Below are 15,020 nucleotides of genomic sequence, written 5' to 3' on the forward strand. Positions count from 1 at the left end.
GAAAGCACTAGACGAACGATCACTGCGTCAGACAGCCTGATCCTCATGCCGACCTCGCTCCCAGACTCACCGCACATTCGTCGTCTCACCAGGGAGGATCTGCTCTTCTGCGCCGATCTCTCGGAGAATCGCGGCTGGCCCAGGGAAGAGCACAAGTGGTCCCTGCTGCTGACCGCGGGAACCGCCTACGGCATCGATGACCCCTCCGGCAAGGGGCTTGCCGCCTGTTGCACCGTGATGTCCTACGGTCCCGAATTGGCTGCGATCGGCATGATGTTGGTGGCTGAGCAGCATGCGCGCCAAGGCATCGGTCGACGCATGATGCAGCATGTGCTCAAGGAGGCCAGTGGCACACCGCTCACGCTGCATGCCACCCCACAAGGGCAACTGCTCTATGAGGGACTGGGCTTCACGACCGTGGGACGAGCGGAGATGGTCCGCGGACACTTCCGGCCCCCGGCGGATGTCGCCTGGGCCGCTTCCATCACCCGGCCTGCGACCGCCGAGGACCTGCCCAGCATCGTACGGCTCGACACAGAAGTGTTCGGTCCGGACCGAACCCATATGATCACGCGCCTACCGGCCTTCGCCGACCATCTTCGTGTGGCCGAGGAGAACGGCAAGCTGACGGGTTACGCCGCAGCCTGGCCCAATATGGAAACCCATGTCATCGGACCTCTGATCGCCCGGGACACCCGGACCGCCCAGGCGCTGATCACCTCGCTCGCCCCGGCCACGGACCGGCCCTTCCGCACCGATATCGACGATCGCCATCAAGAACTTCTGACCTGGTTGAAGGCACATGGTCTGCACTCCGTCGCTTTCAACACCGTGATGACCCATGGGATCGACGAGCTGCCCGGCGATTGGTCCCGCCGCTTCGCCCCACTCTCGGTGGCAGCCGGCTAACCCCCAACTTCCCTTGAGAGCAAGGCTCTTGCACAGACATCCCAGAAGGATCGCGGACACTCCCCGAGCGAATCTGATGGTTGCGGACGCGGTATATTGCGGCCCCCACCTTCCCCGGGGTGTCAGTGCTTGACCATCACCATCGGGGAAAGGTCGCTGGGCACGAAGGAGGAAGACCGATGGCCGAGACCAACCCCTCGTACACCTGGCTCGCCCAGGGCTGGTCCGCCTTCTCCTTGCTCCACGGCAGAATCGAGGCCGACATCGAACGGGCTCTGGAGAGAGCCCATGGCCTGAGCGTGCGGGAGTTCTCCTTGCTGGAGGTCCTGAGCCGTCAGCATGGCGATGTTCGCGGCCATCTACAGATGAAGCAGGTCGCTGAAGCGATCATCCTCAGCCAAAGCGCCACCACCCGCCTGGTCAGCCGTCTTGAGGGCCGTGGGCTGCTGCGTCGCTATCTCTGTGACACCGATCGCCGTGGAATCTATACGGATGTGACGGACGCAGGTCTGGCCCTGCTGGCTGCTGCCCGCCCCACGCATGACACAGCGCTGCGTGCGGCTCTCGACCAGGCAGCCACAGATCCCACTCTGACGCCCCTGGTACGGACCGTCGAGGAGCTTCGAGTCCCTGCCTAGAGTGTGAGTCATGAGCGATCTTGAGATACGCCCCGCCGAGGACACCGACCTACCGTCGATCGTGGCCATGCTCGCTGATGATGTGCTGGGAGCCACCCGGGAGTCTCCTCAGGACCTCACTCCGTACAGGACTGCATTCGAGCGGCTCAAGGCCGATCCACATCAACACCCGACCGTTGCGGTACGTGGAGGCACGGTGGTGGGCACGCTCCAGCTCACCATCATTCCGGGGCTCGCCCGAGGTGGCGCCACCCGAGCTCTGATCGAAGGCGTTCGGGTACACGCCGATGAGCGCGGCAGCGGTCTCGGAAGGCAGTTGATCGAGTGGGCCATTGAAGAGTCGCGCCGCCAGAACTGCCAACTCGTCCAGTTGACATCGGATGCCTCCCGCACTGACGCCCATCGCTTCTATGAGCGACTGGGCTTTGTCGCCTCCCACATCGGCTTCAAACTGCCGCTCTGATCCGAGGTTTCTTCCACACGGCCCATTTCGACTCCTTGACGATCAGAAGTCCGAACCGGACGCGACCCCTGGTCAGCTCGTATCCGATCTTGATCCCAGGGCCATGAGCAGGTAGATCGAGGCTGCCACCCTCGGCATTCGCGCCCGTGTTCCATCAGCTGTTTCACGTGAAACATGCTGAGCCTCCTGCCGATCGGAGGTGACGTTTCACGTGAAACAGTCCTCGGCTCTCCTCGGCTCTCCTCGTGCCCGACTGCACCTAGTGCGTCGATACGTTGAGTGGGAAGCCCACGGCGTCAGCAGACTCAGCTGGGAAGCCCGCGCCATCCCTCCTTGTCCACGCCGCCAGGGATCCCGGTGTCCGGCTCATAGGGCTCGCGGGTAAAAACGAACGACCCCAGGTCGAGATGGGCAATCGAACCATCCGTCCGGCGCACTACGCGCAGGGTCTCCCCCGCGTAGTAGCCGTCCTGCCCGATCCAGGTTCCGTCCTCCGCAGCAGTGAACCGTGCCTTACGACCGGGCCCGGTCAGAGGTTGAAGGGCGAGAACACGGTCAGGGAGCAGTTGCAGACCAAAGGCATGGGTCCCCCAGTACCAAGGGCCGGTGATCTCCAGCAGCTCTTGATCGACCTCCGATAGCGGGCGCCAGATCTGAGGAAGACGTGGTTCAGCCTCAGCCACGATCTGAATGAGGTCGGTGGCAACCAAGCTGGGGAAAGGGCCCGAGGTCGCATTGGCGAGAACCGCTGCGGTCACCCCGTCGTCGACGCCAACCCAGAGGCCGGCAACGAATCCCGGTAGCGAGCCTCCATGACCGACCAACGTGCGACCGTCTCGCCTGATGATCTGAAGCCCAAAGCCATAGGTGGCATCCCACTCCCCGCTCTCGGCAGGTACGGCGGGCGTCCTCATCTCCCGTACCGATGCGGCGCTGAGTACACGGTCGTCTCCCTCGACGAGGAATGCGCCGAACCGACATAGGTCGGTGACGGTCGACCAGAGCTGGCCCGCAGGAGCCATCAGTCCAAGGTCCTCTGCGGGTTCGGGCAGAAGCACATCGGCCCACGGATGCACCGCCCACCCTTGAGCAGAAGGAGCTTGGGGCTCCATGCTCGTACGGGTCATGGCTAGTGGCTCCAGGATCTCCCGCCGGAGAACCTCCTCCCACGAACCGCCCCTCACCGCCTCGATCAGGGAACCGAGAACCGTGTATCCCGGATTGGAGTAGTGGAAGCGGCGGCCAGCGGGATGCTTGCGCGACTGCTCCCCGAGGACGTCGGGAAGGCCGGGCCGAAGCGAAGCGGACGAGCGTTCCCACCATGGCGACGGTGTCTCCGCACCCAAGCCCGAGCTATGAGCGAGCAGTTGGGCGATCGTCACCTCGCCAATCCCCGTACCGGGAAGATGCTTCTCCAATGGGTCCTGAAGGTCGATCAGCCCATCGTCACGCAGCCTCATCACCAGAACGGCCGTGAACGTCTTGGTGATCGAGCCGATCCGGTACTGGGTGTTGGCACCCGTCTCATCCCCTTCGACAGAAGGGCGCTCTCCAGTCCATACGAGCTGGCCGTCACGAGCCACGGCACCGGTCAACGAAGGAGCTCGCCCCTCCGACTGGGCCACGGCGATGCGGTGGAGCAGCGCCCGTTCGGTGGTGGGCAGAAGGGCTGTCAGAGGTGCGGTCATGGAGCAGGTCTATCGGGTGTGATCGCGTGAAGTCGACTGTTCGCTTGGGCATTTCGCGACCCGCGGAATACTCGATCCACTGGGGGTCGCAGAGTCGTGTCTCAGTCGTCCGAGACGGTGTCGTGGACCGGCATGACCAGGGTGGTGAAGCTGCCCTGGTCGGCGGAGCGAACCACGACCGGCTCCATCGCCGACGAGATTTCCACCAGGACATCGGGCCCCACGCTGGCATCCAGTGCAGGTAGCAGCACCGCTGGATCGAAGGCGATACACAGGGGCGGCCCGGTGCAGATGGCGCGGAGGCCCCCGGCCTCGGGGAGCGGACTTGGGCCAGCGCTGGAGAGCACCAATCGCTGCTGCTCATTCGTGTGCAGGATGATCGTCTCCCCCGGCGGGCTCATGGCCAGGGTTCCCCGGAGGGCCTCCCGGTCGATGACCAGCCGATGCTGGGCTGCGGCAAGGCCCTCCAGGACCATCCGGTAGTCGGGAAACACCCCGTCGAAGGCGTTCAGGAGGCGGACCTCGCCTTCGCCCCGCATCCGTACCACCGAACCGTCGACCTCAACGGTGACAAGCGCCTGGGACAGCGCCCAGGAGGCAGCTTCTTTCAGATCGGCGAGGTCGATCAGTAGCTGGCAGGGCTCGCACACGAAGGGCTGGGGGTGGGGGCGAAGCACCCGCACGGCCATTCGATGACGGTCGGTGGCGACGAGGCGAATCTCCTGGTGGCCGAGTTCGAGCAGTACACAGCCGAGTTCCGGGAAGCTCTCGCGTGTCGCGGCGGTGGCGACCGAGAACGCCACTTGTCGTACGGCACTCGACAACTCCGCCCCGCCGACAAGTGCCTGGGCCCTGCGCCGCCCCAGCGGAAGGTCACTGAGGATGCCGTCGATCGCCGACTGGGCGGCAGCCGCCGTGGCGCGCGTTCGCAGGGCATGCTTCTCCAGGACGTCACGCGCCTCCTCGGCGGTGCCGTCCAGGACCTGTGAGGCATCCATGAGCGGAAGGCCGGCCTCTCGAAGGCGCCGGACCAGAACGGCACGCGGTTCCTGATCCGCGTCGTAGTAGCGATAGCCGGTCGTCGCATCCACCCGGGTGGGCCGAAGCACTCCGCAGTCGTCGTAGAACCTGAGGGCACTCGGCGCCAATCCCACCCGGCGGGCGAATGTCCCGATGCTCAACAGACCTTCGATCTCGTCCATGCAGGCGATTGTCGATGTTCAACCAACCTGAAGGTCAAAGGGTGTCAGCCGGGAGGAACCCACCGGGCGTACGGCCAGGGTCGCGGCGGGTCATGGCCCGGCGTCCACTTGTTGCCGAACCGGCAACCACGTTTGACGCACCCTTCACACCCCGACGAACCTGAGATCCAGGTGCCGCTGGCACCGCGCAGTCGTCGCGAAGGGGATCTCGATGTCGATACCGCTGCCCACTGGCCCGACACAGTTCTGGGAGGAGCGCTACCGCTCCAGCGAGCGTGTCTGGAGCGGCAACCCGAACGCACTCCTCGTACGCGAGATCAGCGCTCTAGAACCGGGCAGCGCCCTGGATCTGGGCTGCGGTGAAGGCGCCGACTCCGTATGGCTGGCGTCCCTCGGATGGCAGGTGACCGGTGTGGACATCTCCCCCACGGCACTGGAGCGGGCGGCGAACCATGCCGCGGAGGCCGGTCTCGCCGAGCAGGTGACATTCGAGCGCCACGAACTCGGAGTGACCTTCCCGAAGGGAAGCTTCGATCTGGTCAGCGCACAGTTCCTTCAGTCGCCTGTGGCTCTGGACCAGGACGGCGTGCTCAAGCGGGCCGCGGAAGCGGTCGCACCTGGCGGCACCCTCCTCGTCGTCATGCACGCCGGATGGCCGACGTGGATGGAGGAGCACGAGTACCCGTTCGACGCGGCCTTCCCCACGCTCCAGGACGTACTCGCCGCGCTCGCGCTCCCACCCAGCTGGCGGGTGGAGACCCTGGAGACCGTGGAAAAGCCCTCTCCGTCCCCCGACGGCAAGCCCGGCACCCGGGCGGACAACGTGTGGAGACTGACCCGCACCAACTGACCAGCCTTGTGTCGAGGCCACCGGTGAGGGCCGGGGCCGGACTGCCGGAGCGGGCTGCATCGACAAGCCACGGGAAAGCATGACCGGCGCGATTGCGCCCGTGCGGTCGATGTACCTCCCGGCCCCAGCCGGATGGACGGATCAGCGCAGGCCGGCGAAGAGATCGTCCTCGGGTATGGCCGCGCCGGTGGCGTCCTGGACGCGCAGGAAGGTCTCCATGCCCATCAGCTCGCCGAACCTCTCCTTGCCCATCTTGAGGAAGAAGATGTTCTCGCCCTGACTGGCGTGCGCGGCCAACGCGTCGAACTTCTGACTGCTGAACGCGATGGTGTCCACCCAGGTGGTGATCTCATCGTCGGGGAGGCCGATCTCGGCCATCGCGGCGGCCTCGGCAGGATCCGGCTCCGGCATGTCCTCATGGAACTCGTGCATGATCTCGCCGAACCGCTGCATCCCCGAGCGGGGCATCGTGGTCCAGTACACCTTCGGTGTTAGCTCGGTCATCTCCAGCGCCGCCATCGTGATGCGATGGGCCTGGATGTGGTCGGGGTGGCCGTAGAAGCCGTTCTCGTCGTAGGTGACAACCACATCAGGTCGATAGTGCCGCATGAGTTCCGCGAGTCGGGCCGCGCCTTCCTGCACGGGGGTCTGCCAGAAGGATCCGGGGGCTTCGTTGCTCGGCCAACCCATCATCCCGGAGTCGGCGTAGTCCAACATCTCCAGATCGCTGATCTTCAGGACGTCACAGCTCGCCTGGAGTTCTTGACGGCGCATCGAGGCGACCGCCGCCGGATCGTGCCCTGGATCGCCCGGCTTGACACCCCCTGGTCCATCACCGCAACCGCCGTCGGTACAGGTCACGAGAACCGTGCGGATGCCTTCCGCCGCATACCGCGCGAGGACCCCTCCGGTTCCGGTGGCCTCGTCGTCGGGGTGTGCGTGTACGGCCATGAGCGTCAAGGGCCGGTCAGTCATGAAACTGTCCTCCTACAGAAGTAAGTGCTGGTCCGAGTGGACGGCAGGCATACCGCGATCCCGGGACTTCGGATTCTGGCGTTCTGGCGTTCTGGCGTTCTGGCGGGGCGTACGGCCTGGTGGTCGCCGTGTCCCCGCCCCCGCGGTGCCCGGCCGGCCCCTCAATCGATGCAACGGTGCCAGCCGAACCGACTGTTCCCGGCGCAGCCGTCTGGCCTTTCGGACGCCGGCGTTCAACGCGAACGAGGTACGGACGCGACCTGTATGTCCCAGCCCACCTCGGCTCAGACTCCCAGCCCCCGACACCCACCGTGGGATGCCGACATGCATGGTGAGACCTGGCCGGCCGTTGCAGGATCCCGCCGCTCACAACATGTCGATCTTGCATGAGACGGGCGTTCTTGGCTGTCTCACGGACCTATCACCCATGATCAGTCTCAAATCCGTGGCACTTCCTCGCGAGGGCGAGGTCAAGATCAGGCGGCTTGCCCGTGTCGGCCGAGTACACCACGCTGAGCCCCGAGCACGAGGACTACCGGCGAGCCCAGATCGCGCACCGATGAGTTCCCCGCACCGCGCTGGTCTATACGCCGGACACCCACGGACGGAAGGCTAGGCCATGCGGAAACTGATCTACGGCATGAACCTGACCCTGGACGGCTTCATCGCTGCGCCCGGCGACGACATCGGCTGGAGCGTGCCGAGCGACGAGCTGTTCCAATTCTGGTCAGACCAGTTGCAGGCGACCGATCTGACGCTGTACGGGCGCAAGCTGTGGCAGACGATGAGCTCCTACTGGCCGACCGGCGACCAGCAGCCCAACGCCACCCCGGCGGAGATCGAGTTCGCGCGCCGCTGGCGGGACATGTCGAAGGTGGTGTTCTCCTCGACGATCGACAAGGTCGACTGGAACACCCGCCTGGTCACCGGCGACGCGGTCGCCGAGATCACCCGGCTCAAGGCCGAGGACGGCGGCCCGATGGACATCGGCGGCGCAACGCTCGCCGGGGCGGCCGTGCGGGCCGGGCTGATCGACGAGTACGTGCTGGCCACCGCGCCGGTCCTGGTGGGCGGTGGCACGCCGTTCTTCTCCGTGCTGGACAACTGGGTGAACCTCAACCTGGTGGAGACGCGGACGCTTCCCGGCGGCGTGATCCTAACCAGGTACGAGACAAGGCGCTGAGCAGCAGCACCCACGCGCTGGTCCCACGGCGATGTCGTCCACGACATCGGTACGACATGGCCCGTGAGATGACGACATCAGCCGCGAAACCCCACATCGTCGTCTCAGGTCTGCGCCATGTCCACGAACCGCGAGTAGTGCCCCTGGAACGCAACCGTGATCGTCGCTGTGGGGCCGTTACGGTGCTTGGCGACGATCAGGTCTGCCTCACCCGCCCGGGGGGACTCCTTCTCGTATGCGTCCTCGCGGTGCAGCAGGATCACCATGTCCGCGTCCTGCTCGATCGATCCCGATTCACGCAGGTCGGAGACCATGGGCTTCTTGTCGGTGCGCTGCTCGGGGCCACGGTTCAGCTGGGAGAGGGCGATGACCGGAACCTCCAGCTCCTTCGCGAGGAGCTTGAGGTTACGGGACATGTCCGAGACCTCTTGCTGTCGGCTCTCGGCTCGCTTGGAGCCGCCGGACTGCATCAGCTGAAGGTAGTCGATGACCACCAGCTTGAGGTTGTTGCGCTGCTTCAGCCTTCGGCACTTCGCCCGGATCTCCATCATGGAGAGGTTGGGGGAGTCATCGATGTACAGGGGGGCCTGGGATACGTCCGGCATCCGGCGCGCCAGGCGCGTCCAGTCGTCGTCGGTCATCGTGCCGGACCGCATGTGGTGCAGCGCCACCCGTGCCTCGGCGGAGAGCAGTCGCATCGCGATCTCGTTGCGTCCCATTTCCAGGGAGAAGATCACGCTGGGCAGATTGTTCTTGATCGAACAGGCTCGGGCGAAGTCCAGTGCGAGGGTCGACTTACCCATCGCCGGGCGCGCCGCGATCACGATCATCTGGCCCGGGTGCAGTCCGTTCGTCAGCGAGTCGAAATCGGTGAAGCCCGTGGGCACACCGGTCATCTCACCGCTACGGGACCCGATCGCCTCGATCTCGTCGAGCGCACCTTCCATGATCTCGCCGAGAGGGAGGTAGTCCTCGCTGGTGCGCTGCTCGGTGACCGCGTAGATCTCGGCCTGGGCGGAGTTGACGATCTCATCGACGTCACCGTCGGCCGCGTATCCCATTTGTGTGATCTTGGTGCCTGCCTCCACCAGCCGCCGCAGCACGGCCCGCTCATGGACGATCTCCGCGTAGTAGGAGGCGTTCGCTGCGGTGGGCACCGACTGCACGAGGGTGTGGAGATAGGGGGCACCGCCGACACGGGTGATCTCTCCCCGCTTGACCAGCTCCGCCGCCACGGTGATGGGGTCTGCGGGCTCGCCCTTGGCATAGAGGTCGAGGATGGCCGTATAGACGGTCTCGTGCGCGGGCCGATAGAAGTCATGCCCCTTGATGATCTCCACGACATCGGCAATCGCGTCCTTGGAGAGGAGCATGCCGCCGAGAACGGATTGCTCCGCGTCGAGGTCCTGCGGGGGAACCCGCTCGAAGCCGGAGGAGCCTCCGTCCCAACCGCCGTTGTCCCGCCCGCGCTCGTGCTGGTCCTCACGGCCACCGCCGCGCTGGTCGTTGCGGCGTTGGCGGGAGACGGGCAGGCGATCGCCGGGGCCGGTTTCGGCCGCCCACGGGTCGTCCAAGGGCTCGGAAATGCTCACCGGGCCACCTCCTCCCGTCCGCTGAGCGGACCTCGCCGTGCCCTCTCTTTCTACGGCACGGCACTGACAAAACGAGCGGCTCGGCCCCGCTTCCGGCGCGTCGAGCGACGGTCCACGGTAGGCCCCTCGCCACCGTCAGCCAATCTGGTTATCCACAGGCCATGTGGATGACCGACCAGATGCTGTGGAGAACTCGTCGTAACCTGTGCACGGACCGGGGGACAGCACTGTGGACAACATCCCATTCGCCGCGACGCACACGCCTTGAGCTGCGACTTCTCCATCCACCGGCTGTGGGGGAGAAAAACTTTTCCAACCGGACCAAGATCAGAACAATCGGCGCACAGCCAAGTCGACTTCCCGGTCGAAGGTAAGGATCAATGTCATATTGCAGCTCTTACCTGTGGAAGATTACATTGGGCGCATGACACAGGCACCCACAGCTCCGAAAGCGCTTCGCCGACGGCACGATCGAGAGATCGTCGCCCTCGCGGTCCCCGCCTTCGGAGCGCTCGTCGCCGAACCACTCTTCGTGATCGTCGACAGCGCCATCGTGGGCCATCTGGGAACGCACCAACTCGCCGGTCTCGCCATCGCGGCATCGCTCCTCCTGACCGCCGTGAGCATCTTCGTCTTCCTCGCATATGCGACAACCGCGGCCGTCGCCCGGAGGGTCGGCTCGGGCGATCTCCCCGCCGCCATTCGACAGGGCATGGACGGCATCTGGCTCGCGGCGTTCCTGGGCCTGGCCATGGTCGCTCTCACCTTCCCGACCGCTCCCTGGCTCATCGACGTCTTGGGGGCCTCCGACACGGCCGCCCCCTACGCGATCACCTATCTACAGATCTCCAGCTTCGGCATCCCCGCGATGTTGATCGTCTTTGCCGCCACAGGCGTTCTCCGCGGGCTTCAGGACACCAAGACCCCGCTCTATGTCGCCATCGGCGGCTTCACCGCCAACGCGATCCTCAATGTGGTCTTGGTCTACGGAGCCGGCTGGGGTATCGCGGGCTCTGCCTGGGGCACCGTCCTCGCTCAGTTCGGTATGGCCATCGCCTATCTGGCCGTCGTGATACGCGGCGCCCGACGCCACAACGCCTCGCTCAGACCCGACGCCGCCGGAATCCGGGCCAGCGCCCAAGCAGGAGCACCTCTGCTCATCCGTACGCTCTCACTGCGCGCGGTTCTGATGATCGCCACGGCCGTGGCCGCCAGGCTCGGCGACACCGAGGTCGCCGCCCATCAGATCGTGCTCTCCCTGTGGAGCTTGATGGCCTTCGCCCTAGACGCGATAGCCATAGCCGGGCAAGCGATCGTCGGCCGCTATCTGGGGGCTGGTGATGCCGAAGGAGCGCGCCAGGTATGTCGTCGCATGGTGCAGTGGGGGGTGGCCTCCGGCGTGGTCCTCGGCATTCTCCTGATAGCCCTGCGGCCCCTCTTCGTCCCGCTCTTCAGCGGTGACCAAGCCGTACATGACACCCTCTTCCCCGCACTGCTCGTGATCGCCGTCTCCCAACCCATCGCCGGTGTGGTCTTCGTCCTCGACGGCGTGTTGATGGGAGCGGGGGACGGCCCGTATCTGGCCTGGGCCATGCTCGCGACGTTGGCGGTGTTCGCACCCGTCGCCCTGCTCGTCCCATCACTGGGCGGTGGACTCACCGCGCTGTGGTGGGCCATGACTCTGATGATGACCATGCGCTTGGTGACCCTCTGGCTGCGCATGCGATCCGGCCGATGGATTGTGGTCGGGGCGACTCGCTGACCCCAGCTGCGGCCGTCCGGATCGTGACCGCGTGTTCCCGTGAAGGCCATGTTTCACGTGAAACACGACAGCCCACCTGAGCGCAGACAGCAGAAGAGGGCCGCACCCAGGGGTGCGGCCCTCCTCCTTGTTCAGTCGCTTACCGCGTTCAGGCGGCGATGACCTCGACGCCGAGCTTCGCGGCGACCTCGGGGTGCAGACGCACGGACACCTGGTGCGAGCCCAGGGTCTTGATCGGCGCACCGAGCTCCACACGACGCTTGTCGACCTCCGGGCCACCGGCGGACTTGATCGCCGTGGCGATGTCAGCCGGAGTCACGGAACCGAAGAGACGGCCGGCGTCGCCGGAGCGAACAGCCAGACGCACCTTGACGGCCTCAAGCTTGGCCTTGACCTCATTGGCCTGCTCAATGGTCGCGATCTCGTGGATCTTGCGGGCGCGGCGGATCTGCGCCACGTCCTTCTCGCCGCCCTTGGTCCAGCGGATCGCGAAACCGCGCGGGACCAGGTAGTTGCGGGCGTATCCGTCCTTGACGTCGACGACATCGCCGGCGGCACCGAGGCCAGTGACCTCGTGAGTGAGGATGATCTTCATGATTCGGTCACCCTCCCTTAGCGCGCGGTGGACGTGTAGGGCAGCAGCGCCATCTCACGGCTGTTCTTCACGGCCGTGGCGACGTCACGCTGATGCTGCGTGCAGTTGCCGGTAACGCGGCGGGCACGGATCTTGCCACGGTCGGAAATGAACTTCCGCAGCATGTTCGTGTCCTTGTAGTCCACGTATACGGTCTTGTCCTTGCAGAATGCGCAGACCTTCTTCTTCGGCTTGCGCACAGGCGGCTTCGCCATGGTGTATCTCCTGTGTGATCAAGAAGTGGGGAACGAGCTCCCCTGGAGGAATCCCCTAGAAGGGGGGCTCGTCCGAGTAGCCGCCGCCAGAGCCACCGGAGCCGCCGGAGCTTCCGCCCCAGCCGCCTCCGCCGCCGCCCTGCTGCTGCTGACCGCCGCTGGCCGGAGCGCTCGTGGCCCACGGGTCGTCTGCGGGTGCTGCCCCGCCGCCGCCCTGCTGGCCACCGGAGTTTCCACCCCAGCTACCGCCGCCCTGCTGCTGACCGCCGCCACCGCCGTAGCCGCCCTGGCCACCTCGACCGGTGGTCTTGGTGACCTTGGCCGTGGCGTTCTTGAGACTGGGGCCGACTTCCTCGACGTCCAGCTCGTAGACCGTGCGCTTGACGCCTTCGCGGTCGTCGTAGGACCGCTGCTTCAAACGGCCCTGCACGACAACGCGCATACCGCGTTGCAGCGACTCTGCGACATTCTCCGCCGCCTGACGCCAGACCGAGCAGGTCAGGAACAGGCTGTCGCCGTCCTTCCACTCATTGGTCTGCTTGTCGAACATGCGGGGAGTGGACGCGATACGGAACTTCGCGACCGCCGCACCGGATGCGGTGAAGCGCAGCTCGGGGTCGTCGACGAGATTGCCGACGACCGTGATGACGGTCTCGCCTGCCATGGGTGAACCTCTCGGCGGGGATTGCTTCTGGCTGCTTGCTGCTACTCGAACCCGATGACCTCTGAGCTAGATGCTCAGTGGGTCTCGGGACGAAGGACCTTGGTCCGGAGGACCGACTCGTTCAGGTTCATCTGGCGGTCGAGCTCCTTGACGACCGCAGGCTCGGCCTGCAGGTCGATGACCGAGTAGATGCCCTCGGGCTTCTTCTTGATCTCGTAAGCGAGACGACGACGGCCCCAGGTGTCGACCTTCTCAACCTTTCCACTGCCCTCACGGACAACGGAGAGGAAGTTCTCGATCAGGGGGGAGACAGAGCGCTCCTCCAGATCGGGGTCGAGGATGACCATCACCTCGTAGTGACGCATGTAGAACCCACCTCCTTTGGACTCAGCGGCCACGGTCGTTCCGTGGCAGGAGGGTCGTGATGCGTTGCAACAGTGACCGAGTCAACCAGCCGCCACTGACAATCGCGGGCGATCGTCCTCCGGGCTGGCCAGAGACTCGACAGACACTGGTGCAGACCGTACAGAGTACCCGTAGAGGTGCGTCCGGTTGAAATCCTGTGGGGAGGAGACGCAATCTGTACACATCGGGTGTGCGCGGGGCTACGAAGCGCCGCGCTCCGGCTACGCCAGGAGGTGCTCCATGGCACAAGCAATGCGACGCCATCCGTCCACGAATTCCCTCTTCGCCACGGATGGCAAGCCCCACCCCCTTCAGGACACCCTCGTCGCGGTGACTCTGGTCCTCGGGGCCGTCGCCTTCATCACCGCGATGTTCCACAGCCTGCATCTGCTCAGTTCATGGGCCGGGCTGGTGGGGATCCTGACCGGTGGCTACGGACAGTTCATCTCCGTCACCACTCGTGAGCGGACCGCGCTGATCATCGGACTCGGCGCATCCGCCTTCGGCTTCTTCCTCGGAATGGCGCACGGCGGCCTCTTCGGCGGAGTCCTCGGGTGAGCGACGGCTGAGCGGAGGAGGCACAAGCCGCGAGCAAAGCCGCCGGCCGCCTCCCGGGCGACGGCACGCGGCCATTCGGGGCGCTCCCCCAGCGCAGTAGGCTTCGGCCCGAGAGCCGGAGCCCCTGACCCATGGGGACATACCTGCTGAGGAGCGCCCCACATGAGCCTGACCCTGAGGACCATCAGCCGAGAGCAGCATCTGGCGTACATCCAGTCCCTGCCGTCGGCAAGTCACTGCCAGGTCCCGGCATGGGCCGATGTGAAGACGGAATGGCGCTCGGAGAACCTCGGTTGGTTCGACAAGAACGGCCAGCTCGTGGGTGCCGGTCTGGTGCTGTACCGCCAGCTCCCCAAGATCAAGCGGTATCTCGCTTATCTGCCCGAGGGTCCGGTCATCAACTGGTACGCGCCGAATCTGGACGACTGGCTCCAGCCGATGCTCGCCCACCTCAAGCAACAGGGCGCGTTCTCCGTGAAGATGGGGCCACCGGTCGTGATCCGGCGTTGGGACGCACCCGCCATCAAGGCGGGTATCCAGGACCCGGATGTGAAGCGGCTGCGGGACGTGGACGCGACGCACATCGAGCCCCGGGCCTTCGAAGTGGCCGACCGGCTGCGGAAGATGGGCTGGCAGCAGGGCGACGACGGCGGGGCCGGCTTCGGTGACGTCCAGCCCCGGTACGTCTATCAGGTCCCGCTGGCGAACCGGTCCCTCGACGATGTCCTCAAGGGCTTCAACCAGTTGTGGCGCCGCAACATCAAGAAGGCCGAGAAGGCCGGTGTCGAGGTCGTCCAGGGCGGCTACCAGGACCTTGAAGAATGGCAGCGGCTCTACGAGATCACCGCGATCCGCGACCGGTTCCGCCCCCGCCCCCTGTCCTACTTCCAGCGCATGTGGCAGGTCCTCAACACCGAGGACCCCAACCGCATGCGGCTGTACTTCGCCCGCCACAACGGTGTGAACCTGTCCGCGGCGACGATGCTCGTCGTCGGCGGCCACGTCTGGTACTCGTACGGCGCATCGGACAACATCGGGCGGGAGGTCCGGCCCTCGAACGCGATGCAGTGGCGGATGCTGCGCGACGCCTACGCCATGGGTGCGACCGTCTACGACCTGCGTGGAATCAGCGATTCCCTCGATGAGACCGACCACCTCTTCGGTCTGATCCAGTTCAAGGTCGGCACGGGCGGAGAGGCTGTCGAGTACGTCGGCGAATGGGACTTCCCACTCAACAAGCTGCTGCACAAGGCCCTCGACATGTATATGTCGCGCCGCTGAC

Annotated in this window: 16 protein-coding genes; 8 read left to right on the top strand and 8 right to left on the bottom strand. The window is 65.5% G+C overall.

Features of this window, described 5'->3' with window-relative positions; translation table 11 throughout:
- The first annotated feature begins 45 nt into the window (after positions 1-45).
- The 3 genes from ACFXJL_RS05650 (at position 46) to ACFXJL_RS05660 (ending at position 2,010) form a co-directional block, all read left to right on the top strand.
- Entirely contained in the window at positions 46-909 is an 864-nt protein-coding gene (locus ACFXJL_RS05650; protein WP_384689499.1) for a GNAT family N-acetyltransferase, read from the top strand.
- A gap of 179 nt (positions 910-1,088) precedes the next feature.
- Entirely contained in the window at positions 1,089-1,547 is a 459-nt protein-coding gene (locus ACFXJL_RS05655; RefSeq protein ID WP_358877021.1) for a MarR family transcriptional regulator, read from the top strand.
- A gap of 10 nt (positions 1,548-1,557) precedes the next feature.
- Positions 1,558-2,010: a GNAT family N-acetyltransferase gene (locus ACFXJL_RS05660; RefSeq protein ID WP_384634093.1), complete on the top strand. Its 453-nt coding sequence runs from the start codon at positions 1,558-1,560 to the stop codon at positions 2,008-2,010.
- Positions 2,011-2,315: 305 nt separating this feature from the next.
- On the opposite strand, the gene ACFXJL_RS05665 is transcribed toward ACFXJL_RS05660, so the two are convergent.
- Together ACFXJL_RS05665 and ACFXJL_RS05670 are read right to left on the bottom strand one after the other, a co-directional pair.
- Positions 2,316-3,698 (bottom strand): serine hydrolase domain-containing protein, encoded by a 1,383-nt coding sequence (locus ACFXJL_RS05665; protein ID WP_384689503.1) that lies wholly within the window; start codon positions 3,696-3,698, stop codon positions 2,316-2,318.
- Between the two features lie 101 nt (positions 3,699-3,799).
- Positions 3,800-4,900: a MerR family transcriptional regulator gene (locus ACFXJL_RS05670; RefSeq protein ID WP_384689506.1), complete on the bottom strand. Its 1,101-nt coding sequence runs from the start codon at positions 4,898-4,900 to the stop codon at positions 3,800-3,802.
- A 211-nt stretch (positions 4,901-5,111) separates the two neighbouring features.
- On the opposite strand from ACFXJL_RS05670, the gene ACFXJL_RS05675 reads away from it, so the two are divergent.
- Positions 5,112-5,750 carry a class I SAM-dependent methyltransferase gene (locus tag ACFXJL_RS05675; protein ID WP_384689509.1) on the top strand — a complete coding sequence of 213 codons (639 nt, stop codon included), beginning with the start codon at positions 5,112-5,114 and terminating at the stop codon, positions 5,748-5,750.
- A 141-nt stretch (positions 5,751-5,891) separates the two neighbouring features.
- Here the strand turns inward: ACFXJL_RS05675 and ACFXJL_RS05680 are convergent, their stop codons facing one another.
- Positions 5,892-6,725, bottom strand: a complete 834-nt coding sequence (locus ACFXJL_RS05680; protein WP_384689512.1) for a PIG-L family deacetylase — start codon at positions 6,723-6,725, stop codon at positions 5,892-5,894.
- A gap of 619 nt (positions 6,726-7,344) precedes the next feature.
- On the opposite strand from ACFXJL_RS05680, the gene ACFXJL_RS05685 reads away from it, so the two are divergent.
- Entirely contained in the window at positions 7,345-7,908 is a 564-nt protein-coding gene (locus tag ACFXJL_RS05685) for a dihydrofolate reductase family protein (protein WP_384634083.1), read from the top strand.
- A gap of 104 nt (positions 7,909-8,012) precedes the next feature.
- On the opposite strand, the gene dnaB is transcribed toward ACFXJL_RS05685, so the two are convergent.
- Positions 8,013-9,482, bottom strand: coding sequence for a replicative DNA helicase (gene dnaB, locus ACFXJL_RS05690; RefSeq protein WP_329027634.1), 1,470 nt, complete (start codon positions 9,480-9,482; stop codon positions 8,013-8,015).
- 442 nt (positions 9,483-9,924) lie between these two features.
- Here dnaB and ACFXJL_RS05695 point away from each other — a divergent pair, with 442 nt between their 5' ends.
- A complete protein-coding gene (locus ACFXJL_RS05695) occupies positions 9,925-11,262 on the top strand; it encodes an MATE family efflux transporter (RefSeq protein WP_358877015.1) in 1,338 nt (445 codons plus the stop codon).
- A gap of 148 nt (positions 11,263-11,410) precedes the next feature.
- Here the strand turns inward: ACFXJL_RS05695 and rplI are convergent, their stop codons facing one another.
- The 4 genes from rplI to rpsF form a co-directional block, all read right to left on the bottom strand.
- Positions 11,411-11,857 (bottom strand): 50S ribosomal protein L9, encoded by a 447-nt coding sequence (gene rplI, locus ACFXJL_RS05700; protein ID WP_358877014.1) that lies wholly within the window; start codon positions 11,855-11,857, stop codon positions 11,411-11,413.
- A gap of 17 nt (positions 11,858-11,874) precedes the next feature.
- On the bottom strand, positions 11,875-12,111 hold the full coding sequence (rpsR, locus tag ACFXJL_RS05705; protein ID WP_003956534.1) for a 30S ribosomal protein S18: 237 nt from the start codon (positions 12,109-12,111) through the stop codon (positions 11,875-11,877).
- A gap of 55 nt (positions 12,112-12,166) precedes the next feature.
- On the bottom strand, positions 12,167-12,775 hold the full coding sequence (locus ACFXJL_RS05710) for a single-stranded DNA-binding protein (RefSeq protein WP_358877013.1): 609 nt from the start codon (positions 12,773-12,775) through the stop codon (positions 12,167-12,169).
- 74 nt (positions 12,776-12,849) lie between these two features.
- Entirely contained in the window at positions 12,850-13,140 is a 291-nt protein-coding gene (gene rpsF, locus ACFXJL_RS05715) for a 30S ribosomal protein S6 (protein WP_329021213.1), read from the bottom strand.
- Positions 13,141-13,420: 280 nt separating this feature from the next.
- On the opposite strand from rpsF, the gene ACFXJL_RS05720 reads away from it, so the two are divergent.
- Positions 13,421-13,738: a hypothetical protein gene (locus ACFXJL_RS05720; RefSeq protein ID WP_358877012.1), complete on the top strand. Its 318-nt coding sequence runs from the start codon at positions 13,421-13,423 to the stop codon at positions 13,736-13,738.
- Between the two features lie 162 nt (positions 13,739-13,900).
- The gene (locus tag ACFXJL_RS05725; RefSeq protein WP_358877011.1) at positions 13,901-15,019 is read left to right on the top strand and encodes a peptidoglycan bridge formation glycyltransferase FemA/FemB family protein; all 1,119 of its coding nucleotides are present in this window, start codon (positions 13,901-13,903) and stop codon (positions 15,017-15,019) included.
- The last annotated feature ends 1 nt before the right edge of the window (position 15,020 follow it).

The organism is Streptomyces sp. NPDC059256 (assembly GCF_042753785.1).
GTDB lineage: Bacteria > Actinomycetota > Actinomycetes > Streptomycetales > Streptomycetaceae > Streptomyces.